Origin of the sequence: Chitinophaga sp. NPDC101104 (assembly GCF_050277495.1) — a bacterium.
Lineage (GTDB): Bacteria > Bacteroidota > Bacteroidia > Chitinophagales > Chitinophagaceae > Chitinophaga.
The window spans coordinates 979,514-996,513 of record NZ_JBNNSF010000001.1 but is presented as its reverse complement, the minus strand read 5'-3'; the positions used below and the strand labels follow the sequence as shown (position 1 = coordinate 996,513).

Annotated in this window: 15 protein-coding genes; 11 read left to right on the top strand and 4 right to left on the bottom strand. The window is 55.0% G+C overall.

Annotated features, from left to right (window positions below):
- Positions 1–73: 73 nt before the first annotated feature.
- Genes ACQKLP_RS04245 through ACQKLP_RS04235 form a run of 3 tightly spaced genes read right to left on the bottom strand, consistent with a single transcriptional unit; the run spans position 74 to position 4,136 of the window.
- On the bottom strand, positions 74–1,543 hold the full coding sequence (locus tag ACQKLP_RS04245) for a TolC family protein (protein WP_427320361.1): 1,470 nt from the start codon (positions 1,541–1,543) through the stop codon (positions 74–76).
- Complete coding sequence (locus ACQKLP_RS04240) at positions 1,536–2,870, bottom strand: ABC transporter permease (RefSeq protein WP_427320359.1); 1,335 nt, start codon at positions 2,868–2,870, stop codon at positions 1,536–1,538. Before ACQKLP_RS04240 ends, ACQKLP_RS04245 begins: the two co-directional genes overlap by 8 nt.
- Positions 2,871–2,888: 18 nt before the next feature.
- Complete coding sequence (locus ACQKLP_RS04235) at positions 2,889–4,136, bottom strand: efflux RND transporter periplasmic adaptor subunit (protein ID WP_427320357.1); 1,248 nt, start codon at positions 4,134–4,136, stop codon at positions 2,889–2,891.
- 278 nt (positions 4,137–4,414) lie between these two features.
- On the opposite strand from ACQKLP_RS04235, the gene ACQKLP_RS04230 reads away from it, so the two are divergent.
- The 7 genes from ACQKLP_RS04230 to ACQKLP_RS04200 all read left to right on the top strand — a co-directional run bounded on the left by ACQKLP_RS04230 (position 4,415) and on the right by ACQKLP_RS04200 (position 12,092).
- Positions 4,415–5,590 carry a hypothetical protein gene (locus ACQKLP_RS04230; RefSeq protein ID WP_427320355.1) on the top strand — a complete coding sequence of 392 codons (1,176 nt, stop codon included), beginning with the start codon at positions 4,415–4,417 and terminating at the stop codon, positions 5,588–5,590.
- 107 nt (positions 5,591–5,697) lie between these two features.
- Entirely contained in the window at positions 5,698–7,560 is a 1,863-nt protein-coding gene (locus tag ACQKLP_RS04225; protein WP_427320353.1) for a DNA polymerase III subunit gamma/tau, read from the top strand.
- Between the two features lie 106 nt (positions 7,561–7,666).
- On the top strand, positions 7,667–9,310 hold the full coding sequence (locus ACQKLP_RS04220) for a pyruvate dehydrogenase complex dihydrolipoamide acetyltransferase (protein WP_427320351.1): 1,644 nt from the start codon (positions 7,667–7,669) through the stop codon (positions 9,308–9,310).
- Between the two features lie 183 nt (positions 9,311–9,493).
- A complete protein-coding gene (locus ACQKLP_RS04215; protein ID WP_341842796.1) occupies positions 9,494–10,000 on the top strand; it encodes a GbsR/MarR family transcriptional regulator in 507 nt (168 codons plus the stop codon).
- Between the two features lie 73 nt (positions 10,001–10,073).
- Positions 10,074–11,024: a TIGR01777 family oxidoreductase gene (locus tag ACQKLP_RS04210; RefSeq protein WP_427320349.1), complete on the top strand. Its 951-nt coding sequence runs from the start codon at positions 10,074–10,076 to the stop codon at positions 11,022–11,024.
- 49 nt (positions 11,025–11,073) lie between these two features.
- Positions 11,074–11,442, top strand: coding sequence for a CoA-binding protein (locus tag ACQKLP_RS04205; protein ID WP_427320347.1), 369 nt, complete (start codon positions 11,074–11,076; stop codon positions 11,440–11,442).
- Positions 11,443–11,618: 176 nt separating this feature from the next.
- The gene (locus tag ACQKLP_RS04200) at positions 11,619–12,092 is read left to right on the top strand and encodes a ribonuclease H-like YkuK family protein (RefSeq protein ID WP_126244957.1); all 474 of its coding nucleotides are present in this window, start codon (positions 11,619–11,621) and stop codon (positions 12,090–12,092) included.
- Here ACQKLP_RS04200 and yihA read toward each other — a convergent pair.
- Positions 12,089–12,697 carry a ribosome biogenesis GTP-binding protein YihA/YsxC gene (gene yihA / locus ACQKLP_RS04195; RefSeq protein ID WP_427320345.1) on the bottom strand — a complete coding sequence of 203 codons (609 nt, stop codon included), beginning with the start codon at positions 12,695–12,697 and terminating at the stop codon, positions 12,089–12,091. The genes ACQKLP_RS04200 and yihA overlap by 4 nt on opposite strands.
- Before the next feature lie 41 nt (positions 12,698–12,738).
- Between yihA and ubiE the strand changes: the two genes are divergently transcribed.
- The 4 genes from ubiE (at position 12,739) to ACQKLP_RS04175 (ending at position 16,968) form a co-directional block, all read left to right on the top strand.
- A complete protein-coding gene (ubiE, locus tag ACQKLP_RS04190) occupies positions 12,739–13,482 on the top strand; it encodes a bifunctional demethylmenaquinone methyltransferase/2-methoxy-6-polyprenyl-1,4-benzoquinol methylase UbiE (RefSeq protein WP_423736572.1) in 744 nt (247 codons plus the stop codon).
- Positions 13,431–14,150 carry a porin family protein gene (locus ACQKLP_RS04185; protein WP_427320342.1) on the top strand — a complete coding sequence of 240 codons (720 nt, stop codon included), beginning with the start codon at positions 13,431–13,433 and terminating at the stop codon, positions 14,148–14,150. The genes ubiE and ACQKLP_RS04185 overlap by 52 nt, the downstream gene beginning before the upstream one ends.
- 19 nt (positions 14,151–14,169) lie before the next feature.
- Positions 14,170–15,507: a dihydroorotase gene (locus tag ACQKLP_RS04180; RefSeq protein WP_427320340.1), complete on the top strand. Its 1,338-nt coding sequence runs from the start codon at positions 14,170–14,172 to the stop codon at positions 15,505–15,507.
- A gap of 126 nt (positions 15,508–15,633) precedes the next feature.
- Entirely contained in the window at positions 15,634–16,968 is a 1,335-nt protein-coding gene (locus ACQKLP_RS04175; RefSeq protein WP_427320338.1) for a MutS-related protein, read from the top strand.
- Positions 16,969–17,000: the final 32 nt, after the last annotated feature.

Sequence of the window (17,000 nt, the reverse complement as noted above, 5' to 3'; positions counted from 1 at the left end):
CTGCCCTACAGAAAAAATAATGCCGGATTTTCAAAGTAGAAAACCCGGCACCGTCTGGTATATGGCTCCGTTTTTATGGTTCGTCGTATTCGTACCTGATCTTCTCGTTTTTCTCGAAATCGAAAAGCGTCAGGCGGCGGAGGGTATAATAATTGTTCCAGAAGCTGCGCAGGGCGCTGATGTACGATTGCGTGGCCTGGTCTTTTTCCTGCTGCGCGAGGTTGAGGTCGGTGATGCTGATCTTCCCGATGAGATACCGCTGCTTCGTGATCTCATACCGCAAACGGGCGATAGTATCTGCCTTCGCGGCGCTGGACAGCACCCGTTTCTGGATGTTGAATTGCTGGGTCTGGAGATACACTTCCTGCTCGAATTTCCTTTCTTCCTGCTGCACGTCTATCTCGATGAGGTCGCGGTTGGCCTTTGCCTGGCGGACCCTGTTGCGGGCGCGCCCCCAGTCCATGATCGGGATGCCCACGCCTACGCTCAGGTTCTGCTGCACTTCGCCGCCGGAATAAGCTTTCCGCAGTTTTTCGTCGTTGTTCCGCTGGCCAAGCTGCGCCTGCAGGTTGAACTCATAGCCGCTGTACGCCTTGGCCGCCGCCACATCGCGGTTGGCCTCCAGCCGCCGGCGCCGGAATTCCAGCACGCTCTGCCGGTTGCTCGACGCTTCGGCCACGGCCTTATCCAGCGGCACTTCGAACTGGGGCACCGCGTCGGGCATGGCCAGGGAAATTTCCGCGTCTTTCGGCATATTGAGGAACCGCTTCAGTTCCTGGTAAGCCATTTCTTTCTGGAGGGTCGACTGCTCGAGGGTGTTGCGGGCATTAAGCAAACTCAATTCGATCTGCAGCAATTCGTTCTCTGCGATCTTCCCCAGGTCGAACCGGCCTTTGGAAATTTTGTACAGGGTGTCCGTGTTGTCGACGTTCTGCTGGTAGATCTTCACCTGTACCTGCGCATTGAGAGCGGCGAAGAAATACGAAGCGCCGTCGAGCCCCACCACTTCCAGGTCTTCCACATACTGGCGCTTGCTTTCATCGTACATGATGGGGGCGATCATGCGCTCCCAGCGGAAAGGGTTGTACACGACCGACGGCTGGTTGTAGTTGATGGAAAACGGCGTGGCCAGGTAGTTTTGGGACGACAGGTCGCCGAACACATCGAACCGGCTGAGGTCCGACCTTACGGAAAAAGAGCCCCCGGTCCAGGGCACATTCTGGCGCAAACCGAGCCCCAGCGAGGTGTTGGAGGTCTTCCTCCGGATGTATTCTATCTTCCCGTCCGGCTGCAGCACTTCCACCGTTTCACCGAGCAAACTGCTGCTGTTGTTGAAGTTCAGCGCCAGCTGCGGCATTTGGCCCGATTTGAAATACCGGTAGGCATACAGCGAGTTGAGTGCGCGGCTCTGCGCGCGATAGAACGAGGGCGAGTTGCGCTGTGCCAGGGAAATAACGTCTTTGAGGTGCAACGATTGCTGCGCACGGGCCGCAGGTATAAGGGCCGCCGCCACCACGGCGGAAAGGATCAGTTTTTTAAGCATGGCGTAAACATTCAATTGGGTTCTGGTTAGCGGCCTTCCGTGCCGGGGAGATCCCGAAGATCAATCCTACGGACGACGCCAGCACAAAGGATAACAGGATGGAAATGGCGGAAATGATGGTCTTGATGTCGGCCACTTTGTCCACGAAATAAGCACCGGCCACGCCGAGCAGTATCCCGATGATGCCGCCGCAAAGACTGATGAGCACGGCTTCGAAGAGGAATTGCATGACGATGTCCCGCTTCTGCGCGCCCAGCGCCATGCGGATCCCGATCTCTTTGGTCCGCTCCAATACCGATGCCAGCATGATGTTCATGATGCCGATACCGCCCACCAGCAGCGAAATCCCCGCGATGGCGCTCAGTACGATATTGAACACGTCTTTCGTTTTCTGCTGCTGCTTGAGGAGCTGTTCCGGGATCGTTACTTCGAAATCCTCCACTTCGGAATGCCGCCGTTTCAGCATCCGGCTGATGATGCCGGCCGATTCGGTGAGCTGCTCCGGGTCATGGACTTTCACGATGAGCTGGTCGAGCTGGTGCGCCGGAGGCGGATTTTCATCTCTTTCCCAACGGTTTTCCGAAATCCGGAACGCGGGGTTGCGGTAGCGGAGCAGGGCCGTCTGGATGGGGATGTAGACATCCATGTTGTAGTCGCGGATGCCGAGGTTTTCTTTCGTGGCGCTGCTGATGAGCTTTTCGTCGGTCACCCCGATCACGCGGAGCCATTGCTGGCCGATCTTGATGTCTTTGCCGACGGGGTCTTCCGACAAAAAGAACTTCCGTTTCACGCCGGCGCCGATGATGCACACGCCTTCGCCCCGGCCCAGTTGCTGCTCGTTGAACATCTTTCCTTCGGCCAGCCCGATGTTGTTGAGGGCGAAAAACGACGGCTCCACGCCCACCGTTTTCAGCTTTTTGCTTTTGCTTTTATAGATAATGTCCTGTTCGAGGATCATCTCTGCGCTGATGGCTTCCACGGTGGGCACCATTTTCAGGATGGAATGCGCGTCGGCCAGGCTGAGGCCTTTGGAGAACTTCTGCTTCGTTTCCTGTCCGGCGGGCTTTTTCTGTTCCGTACCTTCCTTCTCTTCTTCTTCCTTTTTTTCGGTGACGGGCTTGATGACGATATTGTTGACCCCGACCAGTTTCATCTGGTTCATGATCTCTTCCTTCGCGCCGCGGCCGATGGCGAGCATGGCGATCACGGCGCCTACGCCGAAGATGATGCCCAGCGCGGTGAGGAACGATCGCAGCCGGTTGGCCACGAGGGAATCCAGCGCGATGCGCAGGTTATTGGAATTACGGGTACCCCATAATTGCTGCATGTGTGGCGGTTTTAGGGGTTATTTGATGGGTACGATGGCGTTTTCCTTGGCGGATGCCGGTTCCGACATGAAGATCTCGTCTCCCGCCGCCAGGCCTTTTTCCACGATCACGACTTCGTCGTTGCTCTTGCCCAGCGACACTTCGCGCTTTTCGATGGCGTTGCCTTTGCGCAGGTACACGTAGCTTTTCGATTTCTCGCTGAATACGCTTTCCAGGGGGATGGTCAGTTTGCCCGGGACTTCGTTGATGAGGATATTGTTGGAAGTGGTCATCCCCGGTTTGAGGATCGAATCCACTTTTTCGAGCTTGATCATCACCTCAAACACCTTTGCGTTCGATCCCGGCCTGTTTTCGCCGATGTTGGCGACGGAGGATACGATGCCGGTGAGTTTCACTTCCGGGAAGGCATCGAGGCCCATGGTCACTTTCTGTCCTTTTTTGATCTTGCTGATATCGACTTCGTTGATGTAGGTTTTGGAAAGCATGCTGGAGAGATCGGGGAGCATGGCGAGGTTGGGGTCCCAGCTGCGGATGGAGGAGCCGGATTTTTTCTTCCCGCCCTGCGACCAATCGTTCACATAAACCAGCAGTCCGTTTTTCGGGGCTTTGATGGTGAATTTGCCTTTCAGTTCCTCGAGGTTGGCGAGGTTCTTTTGATGGCGGGCCACATCGCGCTGGGCCTGTTCCATTTTGGCGATGCTTTGCCGTTCCTTGATCTTGTGTTTTTCTTCGAGCTGCTGGAGGTCGCGGCGGGCTTTGTCGAGATCGAGCTCCGCCTGGCGGATGGTGGCGGGCGGTTCGAATTTGCTCAGTTGCAGGGCGATCTGTTTCTGTTCCAGGCCAAACACCTGGTTGGTGATGGCATCGCGCGATTCGCGGAGCTGAAGCGTAGTGTCGAGCGCGGTTTGGGACAGGGTGGTATTGGCGCGGTCGAGCTCCATGGTCACGTCGCCGATTTTCTTATTGACCACCGCGGGGTCGAGGGTGGCGATGTAATCGCCTTCCTTCACGGTGATGCCTTCCGCAACCATGTCCTGGATCTTGACGTCTTCATAGATCTGGTTGGCCTGGAGCGGGGGGCCCTGGATGTAAACGGTGTTTTCCGCCATGAGCTCGCCGGGGCTGGCCACGATGTCGCGGAACATATCTTTTTTCACGGTAGCGCGGGCGCCGGGGCCTTCCGCCTTCTTCCCGAACATGAAAAAGCCTATCAAGGCACAAACAAACAGGAGGGTAGCAATGAGCCACCATTTCTTTTTTAACATAACAGAACGGTGTGTGGTATGAATCAAGGGTATGTCGGAATGTATTTTTCAGGTCTCAACTGCGTAAACCACCATGGGGCGGTATAAACGGGATGCACGGGTTCAGTTATTCCATAAAAATAGTAGGGGAAAGCTAAACGAAACGTTAATTGTGGCGGATGGATAAGTTCGCATTTCAAACGGGATTTTTATGGGGCGAAATATGATTTCCATTACTTTGCATTCCTAAAATCCGCCCGGATGAATAACGGATTCCAATATATTTTATTTTTGCACCTATGTCCCAGATGAAAATAAAACCGGTAAACGACGAAACCACAGCACGGGCATTCCTCCAGGTACATGTAACGCTGAACCAGGACAAGGAAGGCTGGATCCAACCGCTCGATAAAGACATCGAGGATGTTTTCAACCCGGAAAAAAACAAGGCATTCCGGTCCGGGGAAGCCATCCGCTGGGTGATGGAAGACGAACAGGGAAGGCTCACCGGCCGCATCGCCGCGTTCGTGAACAAGCGATATAAAACCATGGGAGACGATTTCCCCGTCGGCGGCGTCGGCTTTTTCGACTGCGTCAATGACCAGGCAGCGGCCGATCTTTTGTTCGATACCGCCAAGGCCTGGCTGGCCGAAAGAGGGATGGAGGCGATGGACGGGCCCATCAATTTCGGGGACCGCGACCGATGGTGGGGCTTGCAGGTGGAAGGGTTCGTGGAACCGCCTTTCGGCATGGCGTACAATCCCCCGTACTACAAAACCCTGTTTGAAAATTATGGCTTTTTGCCATTTTTCAACCAGATCTGCTTCGGGCTCGACGTGCAGGGGACCACATTAAAAAACAAGTTCCATGCCCGCCACGCAGCCGTCGCGGCAGACCCGGCCTTCGAGGCAAGGCATCTCCGGAAAGACCAGCTGGATAAATTCGCCGGCGATTTCGTGACCGTCTACAACAAAGCCTGGGCCGGTCATGGCGGCAATAAGGAAATGAGCCGGGAACAGGCCGTCCTCATCTTCCGGAAAATGAAACCGGTGATGGACGAGGAGATCGTCTGGTTCGTGTATCATAACAACGAGCCCGTTGCCTGCTGGCTCAACCTCCCCGACCTCAACCAGTACTTCAAGCATATGCACGGCAAATTCGGCCTGTTGCAGAAATTGCAGTTCCTCTGGCTGAAGATGACGGGCGCCTGCCGGAAATTTACCGGGCTGGTGTTTGGCGTGGTACCGGAGTTCCAGGGCAAAGGGGTCGATTCCTATATGATCGTGGAAGGCGCCAAACGCATCCAGCCCCGGAAGCGGTACGATCAATATGAAATGCAATGGATCGGCGACTGGAACCCTAAAATGCTCAATGTGGCCGAAAGCCTGGGCGGCTTCCACAGCCGGAAACTGACCACTTTCCGGTACCTGTTCGACCGGCAGCGGGAGTTTAAACGGCACCCCATCGTCCAGTAAGGGAAGATATTACGAAAACCGGCCTCCATGGCCGGTTTTCGTTTTCCAACTTTTTACTTCCTATTTTTTGCGTTACTTTCGACTTTTGGAAAGGAGCGACGCCCATCATGGAAAATTTTATCGTATCGGCCCGTAAGTACCGCCCACAGAACTTCTCGACGGTAGTAGGCCAGGCCCACATCACCACCACTCTCAAGAATGCCATCCGCAATAACCAGCTGGCGCATGCCTTCCTGTTTTGCGGGCCCAGGGGCGTGGGTAAAACCACCTGCGCCAGGATCCTCGCCAAGACGATCAACTGCGAGAACCTCCAGGCAGACGGCGAAGCGTGTAACGAATGCAATTCCTGCCGCACGTTCAACGAAGGCAGCTCTTTCAACATCCATGAGCTCGACGCCGCGTCCAATAACTCGGTAGACGATATCCGGACCCTGGTAGACCAGGTGCGCTTTGCCCCCCAGGCCGGTAAATACAAGATATATATCATAGATGAGGTGCACATGCTCAGCTCGTCGGCCTTCAACGCGTTCCTGAAAACGCTCGAAGAACCGCCGTCTTACGCCATCTTCATCCTCGCCACCACCGAAAAGCACAAAATCCTGCCCACCATCCTGTCCCGCTGCCAGATTTTCGACTTCCGGCGGATCACGATCCAGGACACGGTAGACCATCTGCAGGAGATCGTAAATAAAGAACAGCTTTCCGCAGAGGGAGACGCCCTGCACCTCATCGCCCAGAAAACGGACGGCTGCATGCGCGATTCGCTCAGTACGCTGGACAAGATCGTGAGCTTTACCGGCGGGCAGCTTACCTATCAAAATACCCTCGAGCACCTCAATATCCTCGATTACGACTACTTCTTCCGGATCATGGAAGGGGTACTGAACCAGGATATCGCGGGCTCGCTGCTGATATTCGACGAAATCCTGCAAAAGGGTTTCGAGGGCGACAACTTCCTGGGCGGCCTGGCCGAGTTCCTGCGCAACTTATTGGTTTGCAAGGATGAAAAGGTGCTCCACCTCATGGAAGTGTCTGCCAACCTGAAAGACCGCTACCGCCAGATGAGCGGCCGCCTGAGCGCGCCTTTCATCGTAACGGCCCTGCAATTGCTGAACGATACCGAAATCGGGTACCGGATGGCGCGAAACAAGCGCCTGCATGTGGAAATGGCCCTTATCCGGCTGTGTTACCTCCAGCAGGCGGTGACGCTCGTGAGCAATGAACAGACGGGCGAAGTGGTAAAAAAAAACTTGATTCCTGAAGGGGCTCCCCAGCGCCTGAGGGCCCCGCTCCCCACGCCGATCTACGGCAAACCGGCCACCAGCAAAACGATCACGCCGCAGGAGCCCAAGCTCACCATCGAGTCTGGCGCGGCAAAGCCCGCACAACCCGTGCCGCCCGTTCAGGCACCGGCCCCCACGCCGCCAGCCCCGAAACCCGCGCCCGCGCCCACCCCGGTTGCGGCTACGCCCCCGCCCGCAGCGGGGAATGGCGCGCCGAAGCCCAAACTGACCGGGCTCGCCGCCATGAAGGAAGCCCTGGCCGCCAAACAGCAGCAAAACGCCAACGCCGCCGTAAAAGAAGCCATCCCCCTTACCGCCGGCGCCGTTGCCGTGTATTGGGACGAATTCATCGACCGGTTCAGGCAAGCCAATAAAATGACCGTGGTAGGCAACCTCCAGCTGGCCCAAACCGAGCTGAAAGGCCCTGAAGAGATCAATATCACCAGCAGGAACATCGTTCAGTACCGATTCATGGAAGAGGAAAAACTCGAAATTTCCGAGTTTTTCAAGCAGAAATTCCGGAATAAGGACCTCATTCTGACCCTTTCGCTCGACGAAACGCGCCAGTCTGAAGAAGATACCGGCCCGGTACCGCTCTCCAGCAAGGAACAATTTGTACGTATGATGGAAAAATACCCCCTGGTAAAGGAACTGCGCGAACGTCTCAACATGGAACTCGATTTTTAACGTAACATCCCAATTGGGAACGACTATTTTTAAACTCCCTTACACTGCATCCTTTGCGTTTTTGCGCAAAAACTTGTAGGTTTGGGCAAAATTTCGAAGAAACACTATGGCAGAAGTTATCAGAATGCCCCTTTTAAGTGATACGATGACAGAAGGGGTGATCGCGGAATGGCATAAAAAGGTAGGCGATACCGTAAAATCGGACGATGTAATTGCCGAAGTGGAAACCGACAAGGCGACCATGGAGGTTATGCCATACGTGGACGGAACCGTATTATACATCGGCGTGGAAAAAGGGAAAGCCGCTAAGGTGAACGAGATCATCGCCATCATCGGCAAACCGGGAGAAGATTTCAAATCGCTCCTCGACGGAGGCGCTGCTCCTGCAGCCCAGGCCGCCGCTCCCGCTCCCAAGGCCGAAGCAGCCGCTCCTGCCGCCGCAGCTCCCGCTGCTGATAAAGGCGCGCTGGACGAAGCCCTCAAAAACGCTACCGTGATCCGCATGCCGCTCCTGAGCGATACCATGACGGAAGGCAAGATCGTAGCCTGGAATAAAAAAGTGGGCGATACCGTAAAATCTGACGACGTGCTCGCCGAAGTGGAAACCGACAAGGCGACCATGGAAGTGATCGGGTATGCAGATGGTACGCTTCTCCATATCGGCATCCCCGAAGGGAATGTCGCCAAAGTAAACGGCATCATCGCCATCGTCGGCAAGAAAGGCACCAATGTGGACGCCATCCTCGCCGCCGAGCAATCCGGTGGTGCAGCGCCCGCCGCCCCCGCCCAAACCGCAGCCGCTCCCGCAGCAGCATCGGCCCCTGCAGCTTCCGCTCCCGCCGCAACATCTGCGGATGGCCGCGTGAAAGCTTCTCCCCTGGCCCGCAAGCTGGCAGAAGAAAAAGGGATCGATATCAACCAGGTACCCGGTTCCGGCGACAATGGCCGTATCGTTAAACGCGACGTAGACAGCTTCGTGCCCGGTAAAGCAGCTCCCGCTGCACCTGCCGCCGCGCCCGCAGCCGGTGCCCCCGCTCCGCAGGTGGCCGCCTTCGCCGCCATCGGTGAAGAAAGCTTCAACGAAGTGCCCGTTAGCCAGATGCGCAAAGCCATCGCACGCCGCCTGAGCGAAAGCAAATTCCAGGCGCCGCACTTCTACCTGACCATGGAAATCAACATGGACAACGCCATGGCAGCCCGCGAAGCCATCAATAAAATCTCCCCCGCCAAGGTTTCCTTCAACGATATGGTCATCAAGGCCTGCGCCATGGCCCTCCGCCAGCATCCTGACGTAAACAGCAGCTGGAGAGGAGACGTGATCCGCTACAACCAGCACATCCACGTAGGTTCCGCCGTTGCCGTGGATGAAGGCCTGATCGTTCCCGTGATCCGCTTCGCCGACCAGAAAAGCTTCTCCCAGATCGCTGCGGAAGCCAAATCCCTGGCCGATAAAGCCAAAAACAAGAAACTCCAGCCCAACGATTACTCCGGCAATACCTTCACGGTGTCTAACCTGGGTATGATGGGCATCGAATCGTTCACCGCCATCATCAACTCCCCCGATTCCGCCATCCTCGCAGTTGGCGCCATCAAGGAGATCGTGGTTGCCGATAAAGGACAGTTCAAAACCACCAACGTGATGAAAGTTACCCTCAGCTGCGACCACCGTACGGTAGACGGCGCTGTAGGTTCCCGCTTCCTCGTTACCGTGAAGAACTTCCTCGAGAACCCGGTGAACATGCTGGTATAACCAAAGCAACAATCATCTGCCATACAGCGCCTCCCCAGCGGGAGGCGCTTTTTTATTGCCAGTGCGGATTCCCCCTTATGGCCTCCCCGATGGGAAACACCTTTCCAATATCGTTCCCGTTCCCACACCCATTTAATTTTCAAAAAGTTTTGAAAGTTCAATAACTTACCCTACATTTGATATATGAAATTGCCAGAAGCCAAAGCGCAGTTCATCCAGACATGGGGATTGTTGGGCGCCCAGTGGGGCGTGAACCGCACCATGGCCCAGATCCACGCGCTGCTGCTGATCGCTCCCGAGCCCCTGAGCGCCGAAGACATTATGACCGGCCTCGATATCTCGCGCGGGAACGTCAACATGAACGTGCGGGAACTGATGAACTGGGGAATCGTGGAAAAAGTACTCGTGCCCGGCGAAAGAAAAGAATTCTTCGTCGCCGAAAAAGATATCTGGAAAGTAGGGACCGCCATCGCCAGGGAAAGGAAAAAACGCGAGCTCGACCCCATCCTGAAAGTCCTCCTCCAACTCAGTAAAGTGGAAGGGGACCCGAAAGACAAAAACGTCCGCGCCTTCCGCGACACGATGCAGAATATCCAGAAATTCGCCCACCAGACAGACGCCGCTCTCAACGCGTTCATCAAGTCGGAAGAAAACTGGTTCTACAGCACCCTCATGAAAGTGATCCGCTGATTTATTAAGGACATTCCAAAGATGGATACTCATCTGATCGTATATTTCAATTGTTTCTGAATTTTCAATCATCATGAAAAATAAAAGAATTGTCATCGCCGGCGGCGCCGGTTTCATCGGGAAAGGACTGGTGGAGGAATGGGGAGTGAACAACTTCATCGTTATCCTGACCCGCAGCCAACCGGCGCCCCCGGCGCATGGCAATGTTACCTACCTCCATTGGGACGGCGCCACTTTGGGCGATTGGGCTACTGCGCTCGACGGCGCCGACCTGCTCCTCAATCTCTGCGGCAAAAGCGTCAACTGCCGGTACACTGCTGCCAATAAGAACGAGATTTTCGACAGCAGGACCCGCAGCACCGAAGCGCTGGGCGAGGCCGTCCGCCGCTGCGGCAAACCGCCGGCCTTATGGGTAAATGCCGCATCCGCCACGATTTACCGGCATGCCGAAGACCGGCCCATGGACGAATATACCGGCGAATTCCACAGCGACTTCTCCGTACAGGTATGCCAGCGCTGGGAAAGCGTTTTCAACCGGCAGGAAACGCCCGGCACGCGGAAAGTGATCCTCCGCATGGCGATCGTGATCGGTGCACAGGGCGGTGTGATGGAACCTTACCTTAACCTTCTGAAATTCGGACTGGGCGGGCATCAGGGCAGCGGCAAACAGAAATTCAGCTGGGTGCATATCGCCGATGTAGCGGGGATGCTGGAATTTTTCATGGAACACGGGGAATGCAACGGGGTGTATAATTGCAGTTCTCCGCAGCCGACAGACAACCGGGGCTTTACGGCCATTTTGCGGAAAGTCTGCGGACATCATTTCGGGTTGCCCGCACCTGCCTGGATGTTACACATCGGCGCGGCACTGATCGGGACGGAAACGGAGCTTTTGCTGAAAAGCAGGTGGGTATTGCCCGTCCGTGCACTGGAGGCCGGTTATGCGTTCAGGTATCCCGGGCTGGAGGGGGCGTTGCAGCAGGTGAAGGGCGCCTTACCCCGCAAACGGTACCATCTTTTCTAAGGGTGGTATAACTTTTGCGCGCCATTCCCCGGAACCTTAACTTTACAGTATGGATACACCTAAACACACGGTTGTGCTCGGCGCTTCGCCCAATCCCGAACGATACGGATATCTGGCCGTTACGCGCCTCCGGGCGCATGGCCACCCGGTTACGGCCATCGGCAAGCGCGCCGGTTCCATCGGCGATACGCCGATTACAGACGAACATCCGGCGCTGAGCGGTGTGGATACGGTGACGCTGTACCTCAATCCCCTGAACCAGGTGCAGTATTACGATTACATCCTCAGCCTCCATCCGAAAAGGATCATCTTCAACCCCGGCACCGAAAACCCGGAACTCGAAACCCTGGCCCGGGAAAACGGTATCATCCCCCAACAGGCCTGCACCCTTGTGCTGCTGAGCACCGGGCAATTCTGACCTTCACAATCCACACGATTTCCCCAAACCGCACCCCTCGCTGCCGGACACGATCACGCTGCAGTTAAATTTCGTATATTCGAATAATTCCAAATACAAAGGCTTAACCCAGGAGACCGGCACAAAGACTATCAGCAAGGCACATCGTTTACGCATCACCGTTAAAACATTCCTGTATGAAATGGAGAAGATTCAATGGTGAACCCATTCACCTGCCCATTAAGGAGGAAGTGCGGCGTGCCATCGTCCGGGAAACCGGTCGTGGGCACAAATTAAAGGTCTGCATCGGTACGGATTCGCAGGTCAAGGGCCTGGAAACCGAATTCGCCACCGTGATCGTCTTCCTGCGCGAAGGCCATGGCGGGTTCATGTTCATCCACAACGAAAAAACGCGGGACGTTTATTCCATCAAGGAGCGGATGCTCGTGGAAGTGGCCCGCAGCATCGAGATCGCCTATGAACTGTGCGACCTGTTCACCGATTATGATGTGGACATGGAAGTGCATGCGGACATCAACACCAATCCGCAGTTCAAGAGCAACCTGGCGCTACGCGAGGCCATGGGCTACATCCTGGGGATGGGCTTCGCCTTCAAGGCCAAGCCGGAAGCCTTCGCCAGCAGTTCCTGCGCCAACAAGATCGTGAATTAGGCGATTCCCTGGAAACGCGCGTTCATTTCCTCGATAAACGCCAGGATCTGATCGCGGCCCGTCTTTTTTACAGTAGAAGTGACATAGCTTGCGGGCAGGAACTGCCATGTTTCGCGCAGCTTGTTGAGAAATGCTTTCGTATTACGGCTGGTTTCCAGCTGCGTATTTTTGTCTGCCTTCGTGAACACCAGCTGGAACGGAATGTTCCACTCCCCGAGCTGGTTGATGAAATCGATATCGATCTTCTGCGGCGTATGCCGGCTGTCTATCAGCACGAACACATTCATGAGGTTCGGTCTTTTCCGCAAATAATCCTCGATCATCCGCTCCCACGATTTCCGCTGCCCCTGCGATACCTTGGCGAAGCCATATCCCGGCAAATCCACCAGGTACCATTGATTATTGATCAGGAAGTGGTTGATCAGCTGCGTTTTGCCCGGCGTACCCGAGGTTTTCGCCAGTTTTTCCCTGCTGGTCAGCAAGTTGATCAGGCTCGATTTCCCGACGTTGGAACGGCCGATGAAGGCGTATTCCGGTTTGTCGGCCACAGGGCATTTTTGCCAGTCGACGTTACTGATGAGGTATTCTGCAGATTTGATCACCATAATTTTTCCATTTGCGGCCCCTCTGTTACCTTTGCCCCATTATGACGAGCAAAGACGTACAGAAAGTGGTTCCTTTTGAAGGGTCAAAATTAAGCAAGAAGGAGCAGATGGCCAGCATGTTCAACGATATTGCCGGCCGCTACGATTTCATGAACCATTTCATGAGCCTCGGGATCGACGTCTGGTGGCGGAAAGTAGCCCTCCGGAAACTGAAGCCCCTGGCCCCCAAATCCCTGCTCGACGTAGCCACCGGCACCGGTGATGTGGCCATCATGGCCCAACGGATGCTCGCCCCCGACCATATCACCGGCATCGATATTTCAGAAGGCATGCTCGAGATCGGCCGGGAAAAAGTAGCGAAAGCCGGTTTCAGCGATAAAATCACCCTGCAAACGGGCGACTCCGAAACAATAAGTTTTCCCGATGCAACGTTTGATGCCATAACGGCGGCTTTCGGCGTCCGGAACTTCGAAAACCTGGCCAAAGGCCTCGGCGAAATGTGCCGCGTCCTCAAACCAGGCGGCATGGCCGTTATCCTCGAATTCTCCAACCCGACAGCTTTCCCCGTCAAACAATTATATAATTTTTATTTTCGTTATATTACACCGACGATCGGGAAGCTCGTAGCCCGCAACAAAGCGGCCTATTCGTACCTCCCGAGTTCCGTGAAAGAGATGCCGCAAGGCCAGGAGATGTGCGATATCCTTAAAAAAGTTGGTTTTCAAGACGTTACATGCAAAACGCTTACTTTCGGGATCTGTTCCGTTTACTGCGCCACCCGCTGACACTGGCCGTTTTCTTCCTGGCAGCACTGCCCGCCAGGGCGCAGCTCAATATGGAAGAGCACGACGGCAAACCCTATTATTTCGGCATCACCCTCGCGGTGAACCAAAGCCACCTGCGCCTCACCCACAGCGATATTTTCCTGCGCCAGGATTCCATCATGGTTGCCGAGCCCCTCAAGACCATCGGCTTCAACGTTGGCCTGCTGGCGAACCTCCGGTTCAACCACCGGTTCGACCTCCGCTTCAATCCGCAACTGTTCTTCGCCAATAAAAACCTCTATTACAAGGAAAACTATCCCGAACGGTCCACCGAAAAGAAAGTGGAATCCATCACCGCTTCCTTCCCCCTCCAGATCAAATTCAAATCCGACCGCATCGGCAACCTCCGCGTATACACGATCGCCGGGATGAAGCTCGATTACGACCTGGCATCCAACAAAGGGCTCCGCCGGGCGGAGGATCTCGTGAAAATCAACAAGACCGCCTACGGATACGAAGTGGGCGCCGGCTTCGAGATTTACTTCCCCTCCTTCATCTTCACCCCCGAATTCAAGATCAGCAACGGTTTGAACAATGTGCACGTGAAAGACCCGAACCTCCGCTACTCCCGCGTCCTCGACCAGCTCAATACCCGCACCATCGTGTTTTCCATCCATCTGCAAGGGTAAAAATATTTACCTTTGCGGCATGCAAAACACCATCATCAAGAATATATCCATCGTTAACGAAGGGTCCACCACCGTGGGCGACGTCCTCATCCGCAACGGCCGCATCGAAAAAATTGCGCCGCAGATCGGGGAAACCGGCCGCGAAATCGACGGAACGGGCAAACACCTCCTGCCCGGCGTCATCGACGACCAGGTGCATTTCCGCGAGCCCGGCCTCACCCATAAGGCAGACATCCGCCACGAAGCCAGGGCCGCCGTGGCCGGGGGCACCACTTCCTTCATGGAAATGCCCAACACCAAGCCCGAAGCCGTTACCCAGGAACGCCTCGAAGAAAAATACGACATCGCCGCCCGCACTTCCCTCGCCAACTACAGCTTTTTCATGGGCGTAGCCAACGACAATGCCGAGGAAGTACTGAAAACCAACGCCAAGAAAGACCGCGTTTGCGGCGTGAAAATATTCATGGGCTCGTCTACCGGCAACATGCTCGTCGACAATTTCCTTACCCTGGAGAAAATATTCGGCGGAACGGAGCTCCTCATCGCCACGCATTGCGAAGACGAAAAGATCATCCGCCACAACATGGAGGAATTCAAAAAAGCGAAAGGCGACCAGCTCACCGCGGCCGACCATCCGCTGATCCGCAACGAGGAAGCCTGCTTTGAATCGTCGCTCGTAGCCGTTCAGTTCGCCATGAAGCACAACTCGCGGCTGCACATCCTTCATATTTCCACCGAAAAGGAGCTGCAGCTTTTCAGCAACATGAAACCGCTGTCCGAAAAACGGATCACGGCGGAAGTATGCGTGCATCACCTCTGGTTTTCGGCCGACGATTATGCGCAATACGGCAACCTCATCAAATGCAACCCCGCCATCAAAGCCGCCAGCAACCGCGAAGCCCTGTGGAAAGGCTTGCTGGACGACCGGCTGGACATTATCGCCACCGATCATGCGCCGCATACTTGGGATGAGAAACAACAGCCCTACCTGCAGGCGCCTTCCGGCGTTCCCCTCGTGCAGCACAGCCTGCTCATGATGCTGGAACAGGTGAAGGCAGGGCGTTTTACCATCGAGCAGCTCGTGCGCAAGATGAGCCACGCGCCGGCAGAATGTTTCCGCATCCGCGAAAGAGGATTTTTGCGCGAAGGGTATTGGGCCGATGCCGTGATCGTGGATTTGAACGCCGCCACCAATGTTTCCAAAGACAACATTTACTACAAATGCGGCTGGAGCCCCTTCGAAGGGCATGCCTTCCCCGCAGCCGTGACCCATACTTTCGTGAGCGGGCACCTCGCCTACGAAAACGGGACGTTCAACGAACAACAGTGCGGCCAACGCCTGTTATTCAACGCCTAAGCGGATCTCAACCCATCCATACACGAAGCGCCCCGGCATCGGCGGCGCTTTTTTTTATGGAAAATTCCGGGGCCGGCATCTTTCCCGTTAGATTGATTCATTGTAATTTCACGAAAACGCCTGTGCATGGAGCTGGACAAAACAACCTACCTCGACCTTTCGATCTTCAACCGTGAAGACGAATACTCGCTATTCCACAAACTGGATTTCACCACCACTGCCGGCGGGCGGGAATACCTGCGCAAACTGTTCGGCCAGCCGCTGAAAGACATCGCCTCCATCCACAACCGCCAGCAAATGCTGCAATACCTGCTGGAGAACGAGAAAGCCTGGCCCAAAGCCATCAGCAACGGCACCATCGTGGTAGTGGAGAATTACCTGAACGCGGATATCGAGCCGATCTCGAGCAGCGGCGGACTGGCCTTGTACATCAACACCATCGTCACCAAAACGATCTACGCGCCGGATTTCGGGTTCATCAAATTCTCGTTCGAACAACTGCTCAACCTCATCCGCGGGTTCCGTTCGCTCACGGAGGAAATCGATATCGAAACGGCGCCCACCAATCTCCGCATGTTGCTGGAAAGGGCGCGCGTGCTCATCAACAAAGACGAATTCCACGCCATCGTGCAGCTGGACGACGACGGGGCGCTCAATTCCCGCGAGATCCTTAGGTACGACCGTGCCATCCGCAAGAAGTATAAAAAAGTATTGTGGGAGCTGACGGAAATCTATACGCAGCTGGATGCGTACCAGAGCATGGCGCAGGCCATCCTGCGGTTCGGATTGCATTTCCCCTCGTTCACGGAAGAGATCAAACCGCACATCGCCATCAAACAATTGTATCATCTCATTCTGCCGCAGCCCGTGGCGTACGATGTAACGATGGAGCCGGACAGAGGGTTTATATTCCTTACCGGTGCGAATATGGCGGGCAAGACGACGTTCATCAAGGCCGTGGGGATTTCCGTGTTCCTGGCGCACCTGGGCATGGGGGTACCGGCACAGTCCATGACCCTGAGCTTCTTCCACGGCATCCTGTCGAACATCGACGTGAAAGACAACATCTTCAAGGGCGAAAGTTATTTCTACAACGAAGTTCAGCGCATCAAAAATACCATCATCAAAATCAGCGACGGCAAAAACTGGCTGATCCTGATCGATGAAATGTTCAAGGGCACGAACGTGGAAGACGCGAAAAACTGTTCCCTCGCCGTGATCCGCGGATTGCTCCAGAACCGGCGCTGCCTCTACATTCTATCGACCCACCTCTACGAAATCGCGGAAGAGTTGCGGGAAGAGCCGAAGATCATTTTCAAGTATTTCCAGTCGGAAGTCATCGACGACAACCTGCATTTTACTTACGAGCTGCGCGATGGCATCGCGAAAGAAAAGATCGGTTACCTCATTTTGAAAAAAGAAAAAGTAATCGAATTGCTGAACAACATGAAGATGGATTAATCCCTATCTTCATGTTTCACTAACATTGTTTG